The 15,916-nt window shown below is 68.9% G+C and carries 17 protein-coding genes; 6 read left to right on the top strand and 11 right to left on the bottom strand.

Annotated features, from left to right (window positions below; translation table 11 throughout):
* The first annotated feature begins 64 nt into the window (after positions 1-64).
* From lptB to AC1DFC_RS21515, 3 genes are all read left to right on the top strand, one after another.
* Positions 65-859: an LPS export ABC transporter ATP-binding protein gene (lptB, locus tag AC1DFC_RS21525; protein WP_007829871.1), complete on the top strand. Its 795-nt coding sequence runs from the start codon at positions 65-67 to the stop codon at positions 857-859.
* 154 nt (positions 860-1,013) lie between these two features.
* A complete protein-coding gene (gene rpoN / locus AC1DFC_RS21520; protein WP_478179961.1) occupies positions 1,014-2,591 on the top strand; it encodes an RNA polymerase factor sigma-54 in 1,578 nt (525 codons plus the stop codon).
* A 19-nt stretch (positions 2,592-2,610) separates the two neighbouring features.
* Positions 2,611-4,296, top strand: coding sequence for a phospholipase D family protein (locus tag AC1DFC_RS21515; protein WP_478179960.1), 1,686 nt, complete (start codon positions 2,611-2,613; stop codon positions 4,294-4,296).
* A gap of 37 nt (positions 4,297-4,333) precedes the next feature.
* Here the strand turns inward: AC1DFC_RS21515 and AC1DFC_RS21510 are convergent, their stop codons facing one another.
* The 4 genes from AC1DFC_RS21510 to AC1DFC_RS21495 form a co-directional block, all read right to left on the bottom strand.
* Complete coding sequence (locus AC1DFC_RS21510) at positions 4,334-4,978, bottom strand: YceI family protein (RefSeq protein WP_007829878.1); 645 nt, start codon at positions 4,976-4,978, stop codon at positions 4,334-4,336.
* Between the two features lie 56 nt (positions 4,979-5,034).
* The gene (locus tag AC1DFC_RS21505) at positions 5,035-5,628 is read right to left on the bottom strand and encodes a YceI family protein (protein ID WP_007829880.1); all 594 of its coding nucleotides are present in this window, start codon (positions 5,626-5,628) and stop codon (positions 5,035-5,037) included.
* Complete coding sequence (locus AC1DFC_RS21500; protein WP_478179959.1) at positions 5,625-6,209, bottom strand: cytochrome b; 585 nt, start codon at positions 6,207-6,209, stop codon at positions 5,625-5,627. The genes AC1DFC_RS21505 and AC1DFC_RS21500 overlap by 4 nt, the downstream gene beginning before the upstream one ends.
* Before the next feature lie 91 nt (positions 6,210-6,300).
* A complete protein-coding gene (locus tag AC1DFC_RS21495; protein ID WP_478179958.1) occupies positions 6,301-8,091 on the bottom strand; it encodes a sensor histidine kinase in 1,791 nt (596 codons plus the stop codon).
* A gap of 82 nt (positions 8,092-8,173) precedes the next feature.
* Between AC1DFC_RS21495 and AC1DFC_RS21490 the strand changes: the two genes are divergently transcribed.
* Positions 8,174-9,412, top strand: coding sequence for a THUMP domain-containing class I SAM-dependent RNA methyltransferase (locus tag AC1DFC_RS21490; protein ID WP_413336204.1), 1,239 nt, complete (start codon positions 8,174-8,176; stop codon positions 9,410-9,412).
* On the opposite strand, the gene AC1DFC_RS21485 is transcribed toward AC1DFC_RS21490, so the two are convergent.
* On the bottom strand, positions 9,398-9,865 hold the full coding sequence (locus AC1DFC_RS21485; RefSeq protein WP_478179957.1) for a surface-adhesin E family protein: 468 nt from the start codon (positions 9,863-9,865) through the stop codon (positions 9,398-9,400). The genes AC1DFC_RS21490 and AC1DFC_RS21485 overlap by 15 nt on opposite strands.
* Before the next feature lie 112 nt (positions 9,866-9,977).
* Here AC1DFC_RS21485 and AC1DFC_RS21480 point away from each other — a divergent pair, with 112 nt between their 5' ends.
* Positions 9,978-10,406, top strand: a complete 429-nt coding sequence (locus AC1DFC_RS21480) for a PIN domain-containing protein (RefSeq protein WP_007829889.1) — start codon at positions 9,978-9,980, stop codon at positions 10,404-10,406.
* On the opposite strand, the gene AC1DFC_RS21475 is transcribed toward AC1DFC_RS21480, so the two are convergent.
* Together AC1DFC_RS21475 and AC1DFC_RS21470 are read right to left on the bottom strand one after the other, a co-directional pair.
* Positions 10,403-11,320 (bottom strand): BUD32 family EKC/KEOPS complex subunit, encoded by a 918-nt coding sequence (locus AC1DFC_RS21475; RefSeq protein ID WP_007829891.1) that lies wholly within the window; start codon positions 11,318-11,320, stop codon positions 10,403-10,405. The two genes, AC1DFC_RS21480 and AC1DFC_RS21475, sit on opposite strands and share 4 nt — an antisense overlap.
* On the bottom strand, positions 11,317-13,014 hold the full coding sequence (locus AC1DFC_RS21470; RefSeq protein ID WP_007829896.1) for an FMN-binding glutamate synthase family protein: 1,698 nt from the start codon (positions 13,012-13,014) through the stop codon (positions 11,317-11,319). The genes AC1DFC_RS21475 and AC1DFC_RS21470 overlap by 4 nt, the downstream gene beginning before the upstream one ends.
* Positions 13,015-13,069: 55 nt before the next feature.
* Between AC1DFC_RS21470 and AC1DFC_RS21465 the strand changes: the two genes are divergently transcribed.
* A complete protein-coding gene (locus AC1DFC_RS21465) occupies positions 13,070-13,861 on the top strand; it encodes a UPF0149 family protein (protein ID WP_478179956.1) in 792 nt (263 codons plus the stop codon).
* A gap of 124 nt (positions 13,862-13,985) precedes the next feature.
* Here AC1DFC_RS21465 and AC1DFC_RS21460 read toward each other — a convergent pair whose 3' ends face one another.
* Genes AC1DFC_RS21460 through AC1DFC_RS21445 form a run of 4 tightly spaced genes read right to left on the bottom strand, consistent with a single transcriptional unit; the run spans position 13,986 to position 15,884 of the window.
* Positions 13,986-14,303 (bottom strand): GNAT family N-acetyltransferase, encoded by a 318-nt coding sequence (locus AC1DFC_RS21460; RefSeq protein WP_413315295.1) that lies wholly within the window; start codon positions 14,301-14,303, stop codon positions 13,986-13,988.
* A complete protein-coding gene (locus AC1DFC_RS21455) occupies positions 14,300-14,794 on the bottom strand; it encodes a nuclear transport factor 2 family protein (protein WP_007829901.1) in 495 nt (164 codons plus the stop codon). The genes AC1DFC_RS21460 and AC1DFC_RS21455 overlap by 4 nt, the downstream gene beginning before the upstream one ends.
* 29 nt (positions 14,795-14,823) lie before the next feature.
* The gene (locus tag AC1DFC_RS21450) at positions 14,824-15,351 is read right to left on the bottom strand and encodes a CinA family protein (protein ID WP_237726046.1); all 528 of its coding nucleotides are present in this window, start codon (positions 15,349-15,351) and stop codon (positions 14,824-14,826) included.
* 5 nt (positions 15,352-15,356) lie between these two features.
* Entirely contained in the window at positions 15,357-15,884 is a 528-nt protein-coding gene (locus tag AC1DFC_RS21445) for a phosphatidylglycerophosphatase A family protein (RefSeq protein WP_007829904.1), read from the bottom strand.
* Positions 15,885-15,916 lie beyond the last annotated feature (32 nt).

The following is a 15,916-nucleotide window of genomic DNA, read 5'->3' as shown; positions in this document are numbered from 1 at the left end:
CCCCGGCGCCCGGCAAGGGCCTGCGCCCGAGCACCACGCTCGGTGACGAGGGAGAAACCCGCAAGTGATCGAATCCGTTGTATCGCAGGACGCCAACAGCACGCCGGGCAGCCGCCTGGTCGCGCGCGGCCTGAAGAAGAGCTATGGCAGCCGCACGGTCGTGAAGGACGTCTCGCTCGACGTGCAGAAGGGCGAAGTCGTCGGGCTGCTCGGGCCGAACGGCGCGGGCAAGACCACCTCGTTCTACATGATCGTGGGGCTGGTGCGCGCCGATGCGGGCGACATCACCATCGACGGCGAGCCCATCGCCCACATGCCGATCCACCGCCGCGCCCGCATGGGCCTGAGCTACCTGCCGCAGGAGGCCTCGATCTTCCGCAAGCTCACGGTCGAGGAAAACGTGCGCGCCGTGCTCGAGCTCCAGAGCGAGCCCGATGCCAACGGCAAGATGGCGCCACTGTCGAAGCAGCACATCGAAGAGCGACTGTCCGAACTGCTGGCCGACCTGCGGGTGGACCACCTGCGCGACTCGCCCGCGCTGGCGCTGTCGGGCGGCGAGCGCCGCCGCGTCGAGATCGCGCGCGCGCTGGCCACCCAGCCGCGCTTCATCCTGCTGGACGAGCCCTTCGCCGGCATCGACCCGATCGCGGTGATCGAAATCCAGCGGATCATCAGCTTCCTGAAGGAGCGCGGCATCGGCGTGCTCATCACCGACCACAACGTGCGTGAAACGCTGGGTATCTGCGATCATGCGTTCATCATCAGCGACGGGCATGTGCTGGCACAAGGCACACCCTCGGAGATCGTCGACAACGCCGAAGTACGCAGGGTGTACCTGGGCGAACACTTCCGGATGTGATCGTGCGGCGAGGGTCAAGGATCATCGTGGCCACCGTCCGCGCGGAGCTTCCTCGCGGGGGCCGCCGCGCACGGCCGCCCGAAGCGGCCGGCCCGTCCCCGGTAGGGGGTTGGCGTAGCGCGAAGCGCGCAGCCTGGGGGGGGGCCATTTCCTCATGAAGCAAGGGCTGTCCCTTCGCGTCTCGCAGCATCTGGCACTGACGCCACAGCTGCAGCAGTCCATCCGGCTGCTTCAGCTTTCCACGCTCGAACTGAGCCAGGAAGTCGAGCAGATGCTGGACGAAAACCCGTTCCTCGAACGCACCGCGGAAGAAGCGGCGCGCGAGGAATTCGGGCTCGACACGGCTGATGCGCCGGTTCCGCGCGATGAGGGCGAGAGCGACTTCGCGCCTTCGGCCGCCAGTGCGCCCGCCGAGACCACCAGCACCACCACGGCGGATACCGACGGGCCAGCTGCCGAGATCACCGAGCGTGAGCCCGACTGGGAAGGCGACGGCACCGTCGACATGGCGGCGCCCGACGACAGCGAGTGGGGCAGCGACGCGCCCGCGCGCCAGAACAACCTCGGCGACGACGAACGTGCCGACGCCACTGAACTCGCGCGCAGCCAGGAGTCGCTGCAGTCGTTCCTGCACCGCCAGGCGCTGAGCCTGCGCCTGAACGAGAACGACAGCGCCGCGCTGCGCTTTCTCATCGAATCTCTCAACGACGACGGCTACCTCGAAGACTCGCTGCCCGCGCTGGCCTCGGGCCTGGCTGGCGACGACAACGACCAGTTCGACGACCTCGTGCATCACTTCCAGGTGGCGCTCGGACTGCTGCAGAGCCTGGAGCCCGTGGGCGTAGGCGCGCGCGACCTCGGCGAATGCCTGGGCATCCAGCTGCGCGCCATGGCCAGCGAGGACGAGACCGACGAAGAGGCGCTGGTCCGCAAGACCGCCATCACCGTCTGCAAGCAGCCGATGGAGCTGCTTGCGCGCCGCGATTTCAAGCGCCTGGCCACGCTCACCCGCAGCAGCGAGGAGCTGGTGCGCTCGGCGCTGCAGATCATCGCGCGGCTGGAGCCCAAGCCGGGCCGGCGCTTCGTCGACGTGGAGCGCAACATCGTCATTCCCGATGTGATCGTCACCAAGACCGGCCGCGGCACCAACGTGAAGTTCCGCGTCATGTTGAACCCCGAGGTGATGCCGCGTCTGCGCGTGCACGACATCTATGCCGGCGCGCTCAAGTCGCACAAGGGCGAGGGCAGCCAGGCGCTGTCGCAGCGGCTGCAGGAGGCGCGCTGGTTCATCAAGAACATCCAGCAGCGTTTCGACACCATCCTGCGCGTGAGCAACGCCATCGTCGAGCGGCAGAAGAGCTACTTCGTGCATGGCGAACTCGCGATGCGCCCGCTGGTGCTGCGCGAGATCGCCGACGAGCTGGGCCTGCACGAATCGACCATCTCGCGCGTGACCACCGCCAAGTACATGGCCACGCCGTTCGGCACCGTCGAGCTCAAGTACTTCTTCGGCTCGGCGCTGGGCACCGAGACGGGCGGCAATGCGTCGAGCACCGCGGTGCGCGCGCTGATCAAGCAGTTCGTGAGTTCCGAGAGCATCAAGAAGCCGCTGTCGGACAGCCAGATCTCCGAGATGCTGAAAGAGCAGGGCATCGAGTGCGCACGGCGCACCGTGGCCAAGTACCGCGAGGCGCTGCGCATCGCGCCCGCGAACCTGCGCAAAGCCCTGTAACTTGGCACACCCCCAGGCTATGCGCACTTCGTGTCGCTTCGCCAACCCCCTTGCAGGGGGCAACACCTGCGGCCCGGCGGAGCCGGTTCCGCGGTGTTCCCCGAACGGACCTGGACCGTATTGGCGCTGGGGCCTGGCGCTGTTGTTCGCGGCTTTCGCACTGCTCGCCACCGGCTGCGCCACCCTGCCCAACGAGGCCCCGCGCGCACCCACCAAGGCCATGGCCGTCTCGGCCGACACCGCACTCGGCAAGCTCGCGCTGGCCTCGCAGCCCGACCCCGACCTGAGCGGTTTTCGCCTGATGCCCGGTGGCGACTTCGCCTTCGACACCCGCATCCAGCTGGCCCGCCGTGCCCAGCGCACGCTCGACGTGCAGTACTACCAGATCGAGAACGACGAGACCGGCCGCTACCTGCTGCGCACCCTGCGCGACGCCGCCCAGCGCGGCGTGCGCGTGCGGGTGCTGATGGACGATCTCTACACCTCGGGCGAGGACGAACTGCTGCTCGGCTTTGCCGCCACGCCCAACGTCGAACTGCGCCTGTTCAACCCGTTCCCGGCCGGGCGCGCGAGCATCCTGAAGCGCTTCACTGCCTCGCTGTTCGACTTCAGCCGCGTCAACCGGCGCATGCACAACAAGCTGTTCATCGCCGACGGCGCGATGGCGGTGGCGGGCGGGCGCAACATCGGCAACCAGTACTTCACGCGCACCGCGGGCGAGAATTTTCTCGACCTCGACACCTTCGTCACTGGTGCGCTGATCCCGCGGCTGGGCAGCCTGTTCGACCAGTACTGGAACAGCATCTACGTGCGGCCGATCCAGTCGGTGGTGCGCAGCGAGTTGTCGGCCGAAGAGCTGCAGCGCCGCTTCGACGCGGTCACCGGCCCCGACACTACTCCACCGCCGCCGAAGCCCGCGCCCAACGACCTGCTCGGCTACAGCCCGATGGTGGAAGACCTGAACGCCGGCAAGCTCGGCCTGATCTGGACCACCGCCGAGGCCTATGCCGATTCGCCCGAGCGCGTGATCGGCAAGACCGCCTCCTACGGCGGCGTGCCGCTGCTCGACGTCGACAGCGTGCGCTACAACGTGGTCGAGCAGATGCGCCGTGCACGCTCCGAAGTGACCATCGTCTCGCCCTACCTGATCCCGGGCGCCACGGGGCTGGAGGTGATGCGCGAGATCCGCAACCGCAACGTGAAGATCAGCGTCGTCACCAATTCGCTGGCCGCCACCGACGAGCCGCTGGTGCACACCGCCTACCGCCGCTACCGGCCCGACATGCTCAAGCTCGGCGCCGACCTCTACGAGCTGAGCTCCACGCGCACCCGGCGCAGCGTGCGGCTGGGCCTGTTCGGCACCTCGGTGGGCAGGCTGCATGCCAAGTCGGCCGTGATCGACCGGCGCACGCTGTTCGTCGGCTCGATGAATTTCGACCCGCGCTCGGAGTCGGCCAACACCGAGATCGGGCTGATCATCCACAGCGCCGAGATGGCGCAGCAGGCGCTGAAACTCATCGACGTGCTCAAGCAGCAGGGCGCCTACCGGCTGCGCTTTGCCGAAGGCAGCAACGAGTCGCGCATCGAATGGGTCAGCGAGGATGCCGGCAAGCTCACCGTGCTGACCGAGGAGCCCGACTCCAGTTTCTGGGGCCGGGTCATGCTCGAATTGCTGGCGCCGCTGACGCCGGAGAGCCTGCTCTAGCTGGTGCTCGTGGCGCCGGCCAGGCCGGGCAGCGGTGTCATTGCACGTTGACCGCTTCGACCTGCACCAGCAGCTTCACCTTGTTCTCGAAGCCGAAGTTCAGCCCCCAGGTGATGCCCCAGTCGCTGCGCTCCACCGTGGTCTCGAAGTCGCCGCCGCACACCTGGCGGTTGATCAGCGGGCTCAGGTAGCAGTTGAAGCGCACGGCCTTCAGCGTCACAGGCCTGGTCTGGCCCATCAGCGTGAGCGTGCCGGGCACGTCGGTCACCTTGCCGCCGCTGAAATCGATGCGGTCGGCCACGAAGCGGCCGATCGGAAACTCGGCCACGTTGAAGAAATCCTTGCTCTGCACATGGCGGTTGAGCAGGTCGACGCCGGTGTTGATGGAGCTGATGTCCATCGTGATGTCGACCTTGCCGCTGGCGCCGGTGCCGTCGATCTGCACGGAGCCGTCCTTGGTGCTGAAGCGCCCGCGGTTGGTGGTGGTGCCGTAGTGCCCCATCTCGTACATCACGAAGGTGTGAGTCGGATCGATCACGTAGTTGGCGTTCTTCGCCGGCCCGCCCGCGGGCTTGGCGGCCACGGCCGGGGCGAATTCCGTTGGCAGTTGCTGTTGCTGCGCCGTGGCGCTGCCGGTGAATGCGGCGGCCGACAGGGCCGCGGCGAGAAGGAGCTTTTTCATGGTGTTGGATGCGGGAGGAAAGAGGAAAGTGAGTGAGGGGCGGACAGCCTGGCGCTTCACAACGGCCCGAAGCCCGTGAGCGTGAACCTGAAGCGCACCTGCACGTCGTTGCCGACCGTCGAGGTGTCGGTCCATTCGCCTTCGCCCACCTTGTAGTCGAGCCGCTGGATCGTGAAGCTCCCCGTGGCAACCGCCTCCTTGCCGCCGGCCGCGGCGATGCTGACGGGCACCGTCACGTATTTGGCGATGCCCTTGATGGTGAGCTTGCCCGCCATCTCGAACTTGCCGTCGCCCAGCGCCTTGATGGCGCTCGACTGGAAGCTTGCCTGCGGGAAGTGCGCGGCGTCGAACCACGGCTGCTTGGGCAGTTCCGCATCGCTCATCGGGACGCCGAAGCCGGCGCTGGCCGTGTCGATCTGCAGCGCGACGGTGCCGCCCTCGGGCTTCTTCGGGTCGAAGGCCACCTGCGCGTCGAATTTCTTGAACGTGCCTTCCACGGGCACGCCCATTTGCTTGCTGACGAAGACGATCTGGCTCTTGTCGGCCACGAGCTTTGCCGCTGCGGGCTCGGCGCCGGCCGGCAGCGCCAGGGTGGCGAAAGCCAGCGCCGCGAGCGACGGCGCGAGACGGAAAAACAGGCGCTTGATCATCGAGCTGGTTCCTTGCGTGGCCGGGGCCACATGCGTTTGAGAAGACCGTCGCGGTCGATCCAGTGGTGCTTGAGCACCGCCGCCACGTGCAGCAGCGTGACGCCTGCCAGCACGAAGGCGCAGTTGCGGTGCAGCGGCTGCAGCACCGCCTCGGCGAAGGCGTGGTCGACCGGCACGAAGTCGGGCAGCGGCAGCACGCCGAACCACGCCACCGGCATGCCCATGGCCGAGCTGTAGGCCCACCCGGACAGCGGCACCGCGAAGAACAGCAGGTACATCAGCGTGTGGCTGATGCGGTAGCTCGCCAGCTGGAGCGCCGACATGCCCGGCGGGAGCGCCGGTGGACGATGCCCGAGCCGCCACAGCAGCCGCAGCGCCGACAGCGCGAGGATGGTGACGCCCGCCCACTTGTGCCAGCTGTAGATCTTCAGGCGCAGCGGCGAGAACGGCAGCCCCGTCATGTAGAGCCCTACGCCGAACGAGCCCACGATCAGGGCCGCAAGCAGCCAGTGCAGCGCCATCGTGAACGGGTCGTAGCGCGCGTCGGCTGCGAGGGGGGATGAAGATGTGTCGGAGGACATCGTGAGCAGGACAGGCGGCCTGTGCGCGGAGCATATATCGGAAGCGATGACATCACCGCACGGCCCGTGCCAGCCCGCCGCCCTGCCGGCCTCAGCCCTGCGACGGCTGTTGCGCCCTCAGCAGCACCCCGCGCAGTTCGTCCGGCTGCACCGGCTTGCGCAGCGCATGCCAGCCACGCTCGGCGGCGAGCCGCTGGGTGGCTTCGTTGATGTCGGCCGAAATCAGCGCGATCGCCAGCGACGGCTTCTGCCGCTGCAGCTTGTCGGCCAGCGCGATGCCGTCGAGCGCACCCGGCAGGCGGATGTCGCACAGCGCCGCGTCGAGCGCGCGCAGGTCGGCCAGCGCCAGCGCCTCGGCGGCGCTGGCATAGACGCGCGGCTCCACGTCCCATTGCCGCAGCAGGGCACTGAGACTGTCGGCCACCACCGTGTTGTCTTCCACCACCAGCACTGCGAGCCCGGGGCGCAGCGTGTGCGTTGCATCGGCGCCGTCGTCCTGCGGCGCGGAAGCAGGGCGCGCCGCCACCATCGCGCCGTCGGGCGCGGCAGGCAGCTCGAAGCTGAACACCGACCCCCGCCCCGGCGCCGAGCGAAGCGACACCGCAATGCCGAGCTGCGCCGCCAGCCGCCGCACGATCGCCAAGCCCAGCCCGTGGCCGCGCTGCAGGTTGCGCTCGACGTTGCCGATCTGCTCGAAGTCGTCGAACACGCGCTGCTGCGCGTCGGCCGCGATGCCGATGCCGCTGTCGCGCACCTCGACGCGCCAGGCACGGCCGGTCCCGCGCCGGCGCGCCCGCACCGCCAGCAGCACGCGCCCGCGCGGCGTGAACTTGACGGCGTTGTCGACCAGGTTGGCGAGCACGCGGCGCACCGACAAGGTGTCGCTCCAGGCGATGGCGTCGTGCGGGCAGCGCACCAGCACCCGGCCGTCGCCTGCCTGCCGCGCCAGCCCCAGCAGCAGGGGCGCCAGAGCCACTGCCGCCGGACGCAGCGGATCGACCGCGGCCTCGATGCGGCCGATTTCGAGCAGCTGGTTGGTCAGCCCTTCGAGCGCCTGCTGCGCGCGCGCCAGCGAGCCCACGGTGTACTGAACCGCCTCCATGTCCGCGCCGCTGTTCAGCTGCTGGCGCAGCACTTCGGCCTGCAGGCCGATGGCCATCACCGGCTGGCGCAGGTCGTGGTTGGCGGCAGAGAAGAAGCGCAGCCGCTCGGCCTGCGCCTGCTCGGAGGCGCGCAGGCCGGCCAGCGCCTGTTCGCGCAGCGTGCGCTCGTTGAGCCGCAGGCCGATGTTCTCCTCGAGCTGGCGCGAGCGCTCGGCCACCAGCTTCCACATCATCGCGATCAGCCCGATGCCGATGACCGCCACGGCCATCATCACCGGCGCACCCAGCCAGAGGCCTGTGACGATGATTGGCGCCAGCAGCAGCGTGATCGCCAACTGGGTGGCCGGCGTATAGAACGACACCGAGAAGGCCGACGACAGCGTCATGCCCATCAGGATCAGGCCCAGCAGCAGCTGCAGGTCGGCGCGCGCAGGGTCGAACAGCAGCACGCCGGCCAGCCCGTGCGCCAGTTCCCAGATGGCCGTGCGCAGCGTGTGCGTGCGCTGTTCCTCGCGCAGGGTTTCGGGCGTGAAGGGCTCGGGCAGGCGCTGCGGGAGGAAGCCGCGCATCACCGTCACCCCGGTGACCAGTGCGATCCACGCCAGCGCGCGCGGCACCGAGTATTGCCAGGCGAAGAGCGCCGCCACGCCGCAGTTCAGCAGGTATTGCACCAGCAGCACCGGGCCGATGGGCCGGATGGACAGCCGCAGCACCTCGCACTGGATCGCGAAGCGGTCGCTGCTGCCGGCGGCGGCCGGGGATGCGGGGGTGGGAGTCATCGGCAAATCGACTATATAGAGAAGGTGCGTGACGCGGCGACAATGGAGTCCCCTAGTCGGGCTTCCCGATGGCCAATTTTTTGTGAACGATCTCTCTCTTTTCCTGCCTTGCGCCGCCGGCGTCGAGGAATTCCTCGCCCAGGAGGTGCACGCCCTGACCGGCCGCGCCGGGCAAGACCTGCTCACGCTGCGCGGCGGCGTGCGGGTGCGCGCCGACTGGCGCGACGCCCTGAAGCTCAACCTGCACAGCCGGCTCGCGCAGCGCGTGCTGGTCGAGCTGGCCCACGCGCCCTACCGCAACGAGAACGACCTCTACGCCATCGCCAACGGCGTGGCCTGGGAGATCTGGTTCACGCCGAAGCAGACCTTCAAGATCGAGACCACTGCCCAGCACAGCCCGCTGCAGAGCCTGAACTTCGCCACCCTGCGCATCAAGGACGCCATTGCCGACCGCTTCCGCGCCAAGGCGAACGGCGTGCGCCCGAGCATCGAGACCCAGTGGCCCGACTGCCGCGTGTTCGCGCACCTGACCACCGACACCTGCACGCTGTACATCGACACCTCGGGCGAGCCGCTGTTCAAGCGCGGCTGGCGCCAGGACAAGGGCGACGCCCCGCTGAAGGAAACCCTGGCCGCCGCCATGCTGGCCGCCAGCGGCTGGTGGAACCCCGAGACCGGCGAAGTGTCCACGCAGCCGCTGTACGACCCCTGCTGCGGCAGCGGCACCATCGCCATCGAGGCGGCGCAGATCGCGCGCGGCATCGCGGCCGGGTCGCTGCGGCGCTTCGGGTTCGAGAAACTGCTGCCGTTCCAGGCGCATGTCTGGAACGCGATCCGGCAGGAAGCCGAGACCACCGTGCGCGAAGGCAGCGTGGCGATCTTCGGCTCCGACGTGTCGCACCGCATGGTCGACTTCGCCGAACGCAATGCCGAGCGCGCCGGTGTGGCGCAAGCGGTCGAGTTCCGCGGCGGCGATGCCTTGCAGCGCATGCCCCCGGCCGAAGGCGGCGTGATCGTGCTCAACCCGCCGTACGGCGAGCGCATCGAAGTGGGCGGCGTGGCCGGCACGGGCCGTTCCGGCGCGCGCGAATCGGCGCAGACCGCGCAGGGCGAGGGGGGCGACGGCGGCGAGTTCTTCCCGCAACTCGCCACCCACTGGAAGAAGAACTACGCCGGCTGGACCGCCTGGGTGCTGACGCCCGACCTGAAGCTGCCCAGGCAGATGCGGCTGAAGGAGTCGCGCCGCGTGCCGATGTGGAACGGGCCGATCGAGTGCCGGCTGTTCCGCTTCGATATGGTCGCGGGCTCAGCGCGGAAGTAGCGAGCCTTCGGGCCGCGGCTGCTCCCTGGCGGCTTCCTTGGGCCGGACGGCGCAGGCCGCGTTGACTGTGCGCATGACGATATCGCGCGCGCCGGCCAGCGTCAGGGGATGGATGTCGTCCTCTTCGAAATGCCTCACCGCGACGGGCTCGCCGACGAAGTCCGGATGGCCGAAGTAGGTGGTGCTCACGTAGCGCGCGCTGCGGGTCTCGCAATCGACCTTGGCACGGGCCTGGAAAGAGCGGAACCGGATGCCCTCGCGTTCCGTGCGGTCCTCCGGCAGGCTCATGCGCAGGCTCACGAGCCGGTTCGATCCTTCCACCTCGACGCTGGTCGGCTCCACCTGCACGTAGCTGCTGGCGGCATCGCCGGGCGTGCCCGACAGGGTCAGCCACTCGGCCCGCACTCCTGTGGACGCGAGCACGACGAGACAGAGCAGCGGGAGACGTTTCATGAAGGAAGGGCGGGGGTGGGCAGGCAACGGCCCATTTTCGCCGGGCGGGCCGACAAGGGCCTGACTCCGGCCCTGCATGGTGCAACATCGGCGATATTCCCCCGCACATTCCATGACCCTGACAGAATCCGGCCCCGTCGTCATCGACACCAACATCGCGCTCGACCTGCTGGTCTTCGAAGATCCCGCCTGGGGACCGCTGACCGTGCGGCTTGCCGCAGGCGAACTGCACTGGCTGGCCTCGGCCGCCATGCGCACCGAGCTCGAACGCGTGCTGGGCTACCCGCTGATCGCCCGGCGCATGGCGCAGCGCGGGCTGGAAGCGCCGGCGGTGCTGGCCGATTTCGATGCGCGGGTGCGGATGGTCGAAGGCACTCCGCCGCGCGCGCCCTGCGTGTGCAGCGACCCCGACGACCAGGTGTTCATCGACCTGGCCGTGGCGCACGGCGCACTGCTGCTGAGCAAGGACCGGGCGGTGCTGTCGATGAAGAAGCGGCTGGCACTGCGCGGTGTGGCGGTGCAGGCGGCGTTCGCACCTTAGTTCGGGAGCGCGGGCGGCGCCAGGTGCCACTGCCCCAGCAACCGCGCCACCGCCCGCACCCGCTGCGTATCCCTTCCCCATCGCCGGCTCGCCGGCAGCTTCTGCGCCCACTTCATGCGCCGGGCTGCATTCGCGATGCGCTCGCGCACCTCTTCGTTCACGCCGGCCAGCGCCGCATGCCAGTGCTGCCCCGCGGCCTGCGGCGCGGCGGCTTCCAGCATCATGGCCGTGGAGTGCAGGTAGCTCAGCCAGTCGCGCGCCTGGCATTCGGCCAGCGTCATGACCTCGGCCGGGTCGTCCTCGAAGTCGATGTAGCCGATCACGCCGTCGGGGCACTGCACGAGGTTGCGGTCGAAGGCCTGGCTCAGGTGCTGGCCGCACATGTGCACGGCGGCAATCGCGGCAAGGCCTTCGCGCCACACGGCCAGCAGCGCGGCGGGGCCGGCGGCGGCGGCCTGGTCGAGCCGCTCCTGCAGCACGACCGTCGCGCGGCCGCTTTCGCCCAGGTCCGAGATCAGCAGGCCATCCGGCTGCTGCGCCAGCACCACCGGCACGCGCAGGCCCGCGGCCGCGAGCTGCTTGAGCCGCCGAGCCTCGGTCGCGATGGCCGCCTCGCCGCCCGGGTTGGGCACCGGCTTGATGATGTCCAGCCCCGCCATGCGCGCGACCGCCGCCATCACGCGATAGCCCCATTTGCCGTGCCGGGGCCCGGCCTTCTTGAGCCACACGCGTTCGCTGCCGAAGCGGTGGCTCGCCACGTTCTTCTCCTGCCGCGGCAGGGTGGTGCGCAGGAACTCCGCGTAGTCGCCGGGTGCCGGCGGGTTCGGCAGGAGCGCGTCGAGGGGAGCGGGCGCCGAAGCTGCGCCCTTGCGCGATTGCAGGCGCCCATTGGCGCCTCGTCTCAAAGGATTCATGCGGCCAGTGCGAAGCCCGCCACCAGCCCGTGCGGGGCCTGCGTCACGGGTTGGAAGCTCTCTGCGCTGGCCAGCGGCCAGTAGGTTCGGAAAACATTGTGCTGCTCGTCGAGCGGGCCGAGCAGGGCGCCCGGCTGCACCTGCATCACCAGGTTGCTCAACAGGCGCACCTCGGTGTCGGAGATGCGGCGCACGATGTGGTGCGCGGTGATCTGTTGTGGATGGTCGAGGCCCGCAGCCTGCACCAGCTCCTGCAGCGCATGCAGCGTGCTGCGGTGGAAGTTGCGCACCCGGTCGGCCTTGGTCGGCACCACCAGCGCCTGCTGGCGCAACGGGTCCTGCGTGGTCACGCCCGTGGGGCAATGGCCTGTGTGGCAGCTCTGTGCCTGGATGCAGCCCAGCGCCATCATGAAGCCGCGCGCCGCGTTGCACCAGTCGGCGCCCAGCGCCATCATGCGGGCCACGTCGAAGGCGGTGATCACCTTGGCGGCGCAGCCGATCTTGATGCGGTGGCGCAGGTTCACGCCGATCAGCGTGTTGTGCACCAGCAGCAGGCCTTCCTGCAGCGGCGCGCCCACGTGGTCGCTGAATTCGACCGGTGCCGCCCCGGTGCCGCCCTCTGCGCCGTCGACCACGATGAAGTCGGGCGTGATGCCGGTGGCCTGCATCGCCTTGACGATGCCGAACCATTCCCAAGGGTGGCCCAGGCAGAACTTGAAGCCGGTCGGCTTGCCGCCCGACAGCTCGCGCAGCCGGGCGATGAAATGCATCATCTCGGTCGGCGTGGAGAACGCGCTGTGCGAAGAAGGCGAGATGCAATCCACGCCCACCGGCACGCCCCGCGCCGCCGCAATCTCGGGTGTGACCTTGGGGGCGGGCAGCACGCCGCCGTGCCCGGGCTTGGCGCCCTGGCTCAGCTTGATCTCGATCATCTTCACCTGCGGGTCGCGCGCGTTGGCGGTGAAGCGTTCCTCGTTGAAGCTGCCGTCGTCGTTGCGGCAGCCGAAGTAGCCCGAGCCGATTTCCCAGATCAGGTCGCCGCCATGCACGCGGTGGTGCTGCGAGATCGAGCCCTCGCCGGTGTCGTGCGCAAAGCCGCCCATCTGCGCGCCCTTGTTGAGCGCGAGGATCGCATTGGCCGACAGCGCGCCGAAGCTCATGGCGGAGATGTTGAACACACTGGCGCTATAGGGCTGTGTACAGAGCTGCTCCGGATTGGCGCCGACCGGCTGCGGCGTGCCGCCGATCACGATGCGGAAGTCGTGGTTCGCGAGCTTCGTGGGCTGCATCGAATGGTTGATCCACTCATAGCCCGCGATGGTCACGTTCAGCTGGGTGCCGAAGGGCCGGTTGTCCGGGTCGCCCTTGGCGCGCTGGTACACCAGCGAGCGCTGGGCGCGCGAGAACGGCGCGGCTTCGGAGTCGCTCTCGATGAAGTACTGCCGCATCTCGGGGCGGATGAATTCCAGCAGAAAGCGCAGGTGGCCGATGACCGGGTAGTTGCGCAGGATCGCGTGGCGCGCCTGCCGCAGGTCGTGCACGCCGGTACCCGTGAGCACCGCGAACACGGCCACACCGGTCCAGGCCAGCCACAGGTGCGGCGACACCAGCACGAACGCCAGGCAGGCCGCCAGACCGGCCACGCACAGGGCGAAGGCGCTGTAGCGCGCCGGAAACGGAATAATCGTGGGCATAGAAGTAGTCTCGACCGGAGCCTGCTGCATCATAGAGGGCTGCCCCGAACTTGCCATGACGACCATTCCCGACTCCATTTCGCCTTCCGAGGCCCCCTCCGCAGCCCGTACACCCCTCGGCCCTGACGATTTCGACGCTCTCGACCAGGCGCTCGACGCCATGCGCGAGCACGACGAGGAAATCCCCCAGTGGGAGTTCTGCGAAGGCTTCATGGCCGCGCTGATCTGCACCCGCCGGCCCATCATGCCCTCCGAATACTGGCCCGTGCTGCTGGGCGACAGCTTCTCCTCGGCGCAGCACATGGAGTTCGTCTGGAACTGGAAGCGCCGCTGGATCGAGATCGAGGAGGGCCTCGACGCCCCGGTCGAAACCCTCGACGACGAACGCAGCTGGCAGCCCGAGGTGCTCGACACCCGCGGCGCCATTGCCTCGCTGTCCGAGGAAGAACGCGCCGAAGTCGCCGGAGAAGCCATTCCGTCCTTCGCGCAGGTCTGGGCGCTGGGCTTCATGTACGCGGTCGAGAACTGGCCCGAAGACTGGGCCACGCCGCGCGACAAGGACGCCGCGCGCATGCTCGACGACGCGCTCGACAACATCGTCGCCCTGACCGAGGACGACACCGCCAAGCCCACGTTGTCGATGTACAGCGACGACGCCCCGCCCAGCGTGAGCCAGCAGCGGCTCGACGATTTCGGCGCCGCCATCTGGGCCGTGTACGACCTGCGCCAGCTCTGGAAGAGCCTGGGCCCGAAAGCCGAGACCATCCGCAAGGAAGCCACGCCCGGGCGCAACGATCCGTGTCCTTGCGGCAGCGGCAAGAAGTACAAGAAATGCCACGGTGAATGACCTGGGGCTTTTGACGGGGCGTCCTCTTCGGGGCGCGATCGTTCAGAGCACCCGGTGCCCTGCGCACGCGCGCTGAACAAGAACTCCCGGAACACAAACAGTGCAGCCCGGGAGCGAGCCCCGTTCAGATCTTGAAGGCGCGCTGGATGTCCGGCCGCACGAGGTCAGCGTACTCGCGGTGCTTGCGGATGTAGCCCGCGATGAACTGGCACACCGGGATCACATGCAGCCCCTTCTCGCGCGCCTCGTCGAGCACGTGCCTCGCGATGCCCGAGCCCACGCCCTTGCCTTCGTGCTCCGGCAGCACCTCGGTGTGCGTGAACATGATCGCGTCGGTCAGCAGGTTGTATTCGGCGTAGGCGGCGAGCTTGCCGTCGAGCACGGCCTCGTAGCGGTGCTGCGCTTCGTTGTTGGAAAAGGCGATGGCGGTGTTGTGGCTCATGGCTGGCGTGCAAGAAAAGTTGCGAGATTGGCCGCGGCGGTGGCACGCACCTTGTTGCGCAGCATGGGCGTCCAGCCCAGCAGCAGGCCCGGCGTGCCGAGCGCCTGGCGCGACCAGGTCCAGAACGGGAAGCTGTCGCGGTGCGTCGCGATCAGCCCCTCGGGCGTGAAGGTGAAGTGCGCGTCGATGCTGTTGTCGACGAGGCGGCCGGTGGCGCCGAAGCGGTAGTGCGCATCCCAGTGGGCGCTGCCGCTGGTGTCGTCGGCCTTCACGTCGCGCCAGCTCAGGCGCCACACGTCGGCGCCCTTGGCCTTCGTGGCCGAGGTCAGCATGCGCCACATGCCGCCCACCTCGCGCTGCCCGCGCAGCGAGAAGGCCTCGTCGTCGAACACCGCATCGCTTGCGTAGCAGGCCTTCATGGCGGCGCCGTCGAGCTTCGCGAAGGCGCTGTAGAAGCGCTCGATGGTCTGGGCGTTGGTGGCTGCTGTCATGAGTCCTCTCGGGTTTGTGAAAAATCGGGTCAGCGGCCGAGCAACTCGACCAGCGTCTGCAGTGCGTACCGCACCGTGGCCGCGCGCACCGTGGCGCGGTCGCCGTCGAAGCGGCGGCGCTCGGTGCGCACGTCGCCATCGACCGACCAGCCGAACCACACCGTGCCCACCGGCTTGTCGGGCGTGCCGCCGGTCGGCCCTGCCACACCGGTCACGGCCAGCGCCACGCGCGACGGCGGCGAATGCGCGATCGCGCCCGCGGCCATCGCGCGCGCCACCGGCTCGCTGACCGCGCCGTGCGCCGCGATCACCGCCGCGTCCACGCCCAGCAGCTCGGTCTTGGCCTCGTTCGAATAGGTGATGAAGCCGCGCTCGAACCACGCGCTGGAACCGGCCAGCTCGGTGCAGGCCGCGCCGATCAGCCCGCCCGTGCAGCTTTCGGCGGTGGCCAGCATCCAGCCTTTTTTCTGCAGCAGGCCGGCCAGCGCCACGACCAGCGCGGGCGTGTCGTGGTCCGCGAGCGTCGGCAACGTCGAAGAAGAAGAGGAAGAGTCCATCGGGTTCACCATGCGCGCCAGAGTGCAATGACCAGCAGCGTGCAGAACGCCGCCACCAGGTCGTCGAGGATGATGCCGAAGCCCGCGTGCCACCAGCGCACCTGCGCCGCGTCGCGCTGCTTGAACAGCGCATCGGCCCAGGCCACCGGGCCGGGCTTGGCGGCATCGAAATAACGGAACAGCGCGAAGGCGACGGCCTGCGCGAGGAGGCCGGCCGGCGTCACCAGCCAGAGCACGATCCAGAAGGCGATCACCTCGTCCCACACCACGGCGCCGGGGTCGGCCACGTTCATGTCGCGCGCAGTCACGGTGCAGGCCCACCAGCCGATGGGCAGCGAGGCCGCGATGATCCAGCCGATGGTGGCCGGCGTGAACCACAGCTGCATCACCGAGAACGCCGCCCAGGCCCACAGAGTGCCCACGGTGCCCGGCGCGATGCGCGGCAGGCCGGAGCCGAAGCCCAGCGCGATGAAGTGCGCGGGATGCGAGAGCAGAAAGCGCAGCGTGGCGCGGCGCATCGAGGGTTGGGGCATGGCGCCGGAGGTGGTGGTCGTGGAGGAAGAAG

The organism is Variovorax sp. 10L421, assembly GCF_056395365.1.
The sequence above is the reverse complement of the archived record's forward strand: the minus strand, read 5'-3'. Positions and strand labels throughout refer to the sequence as shown.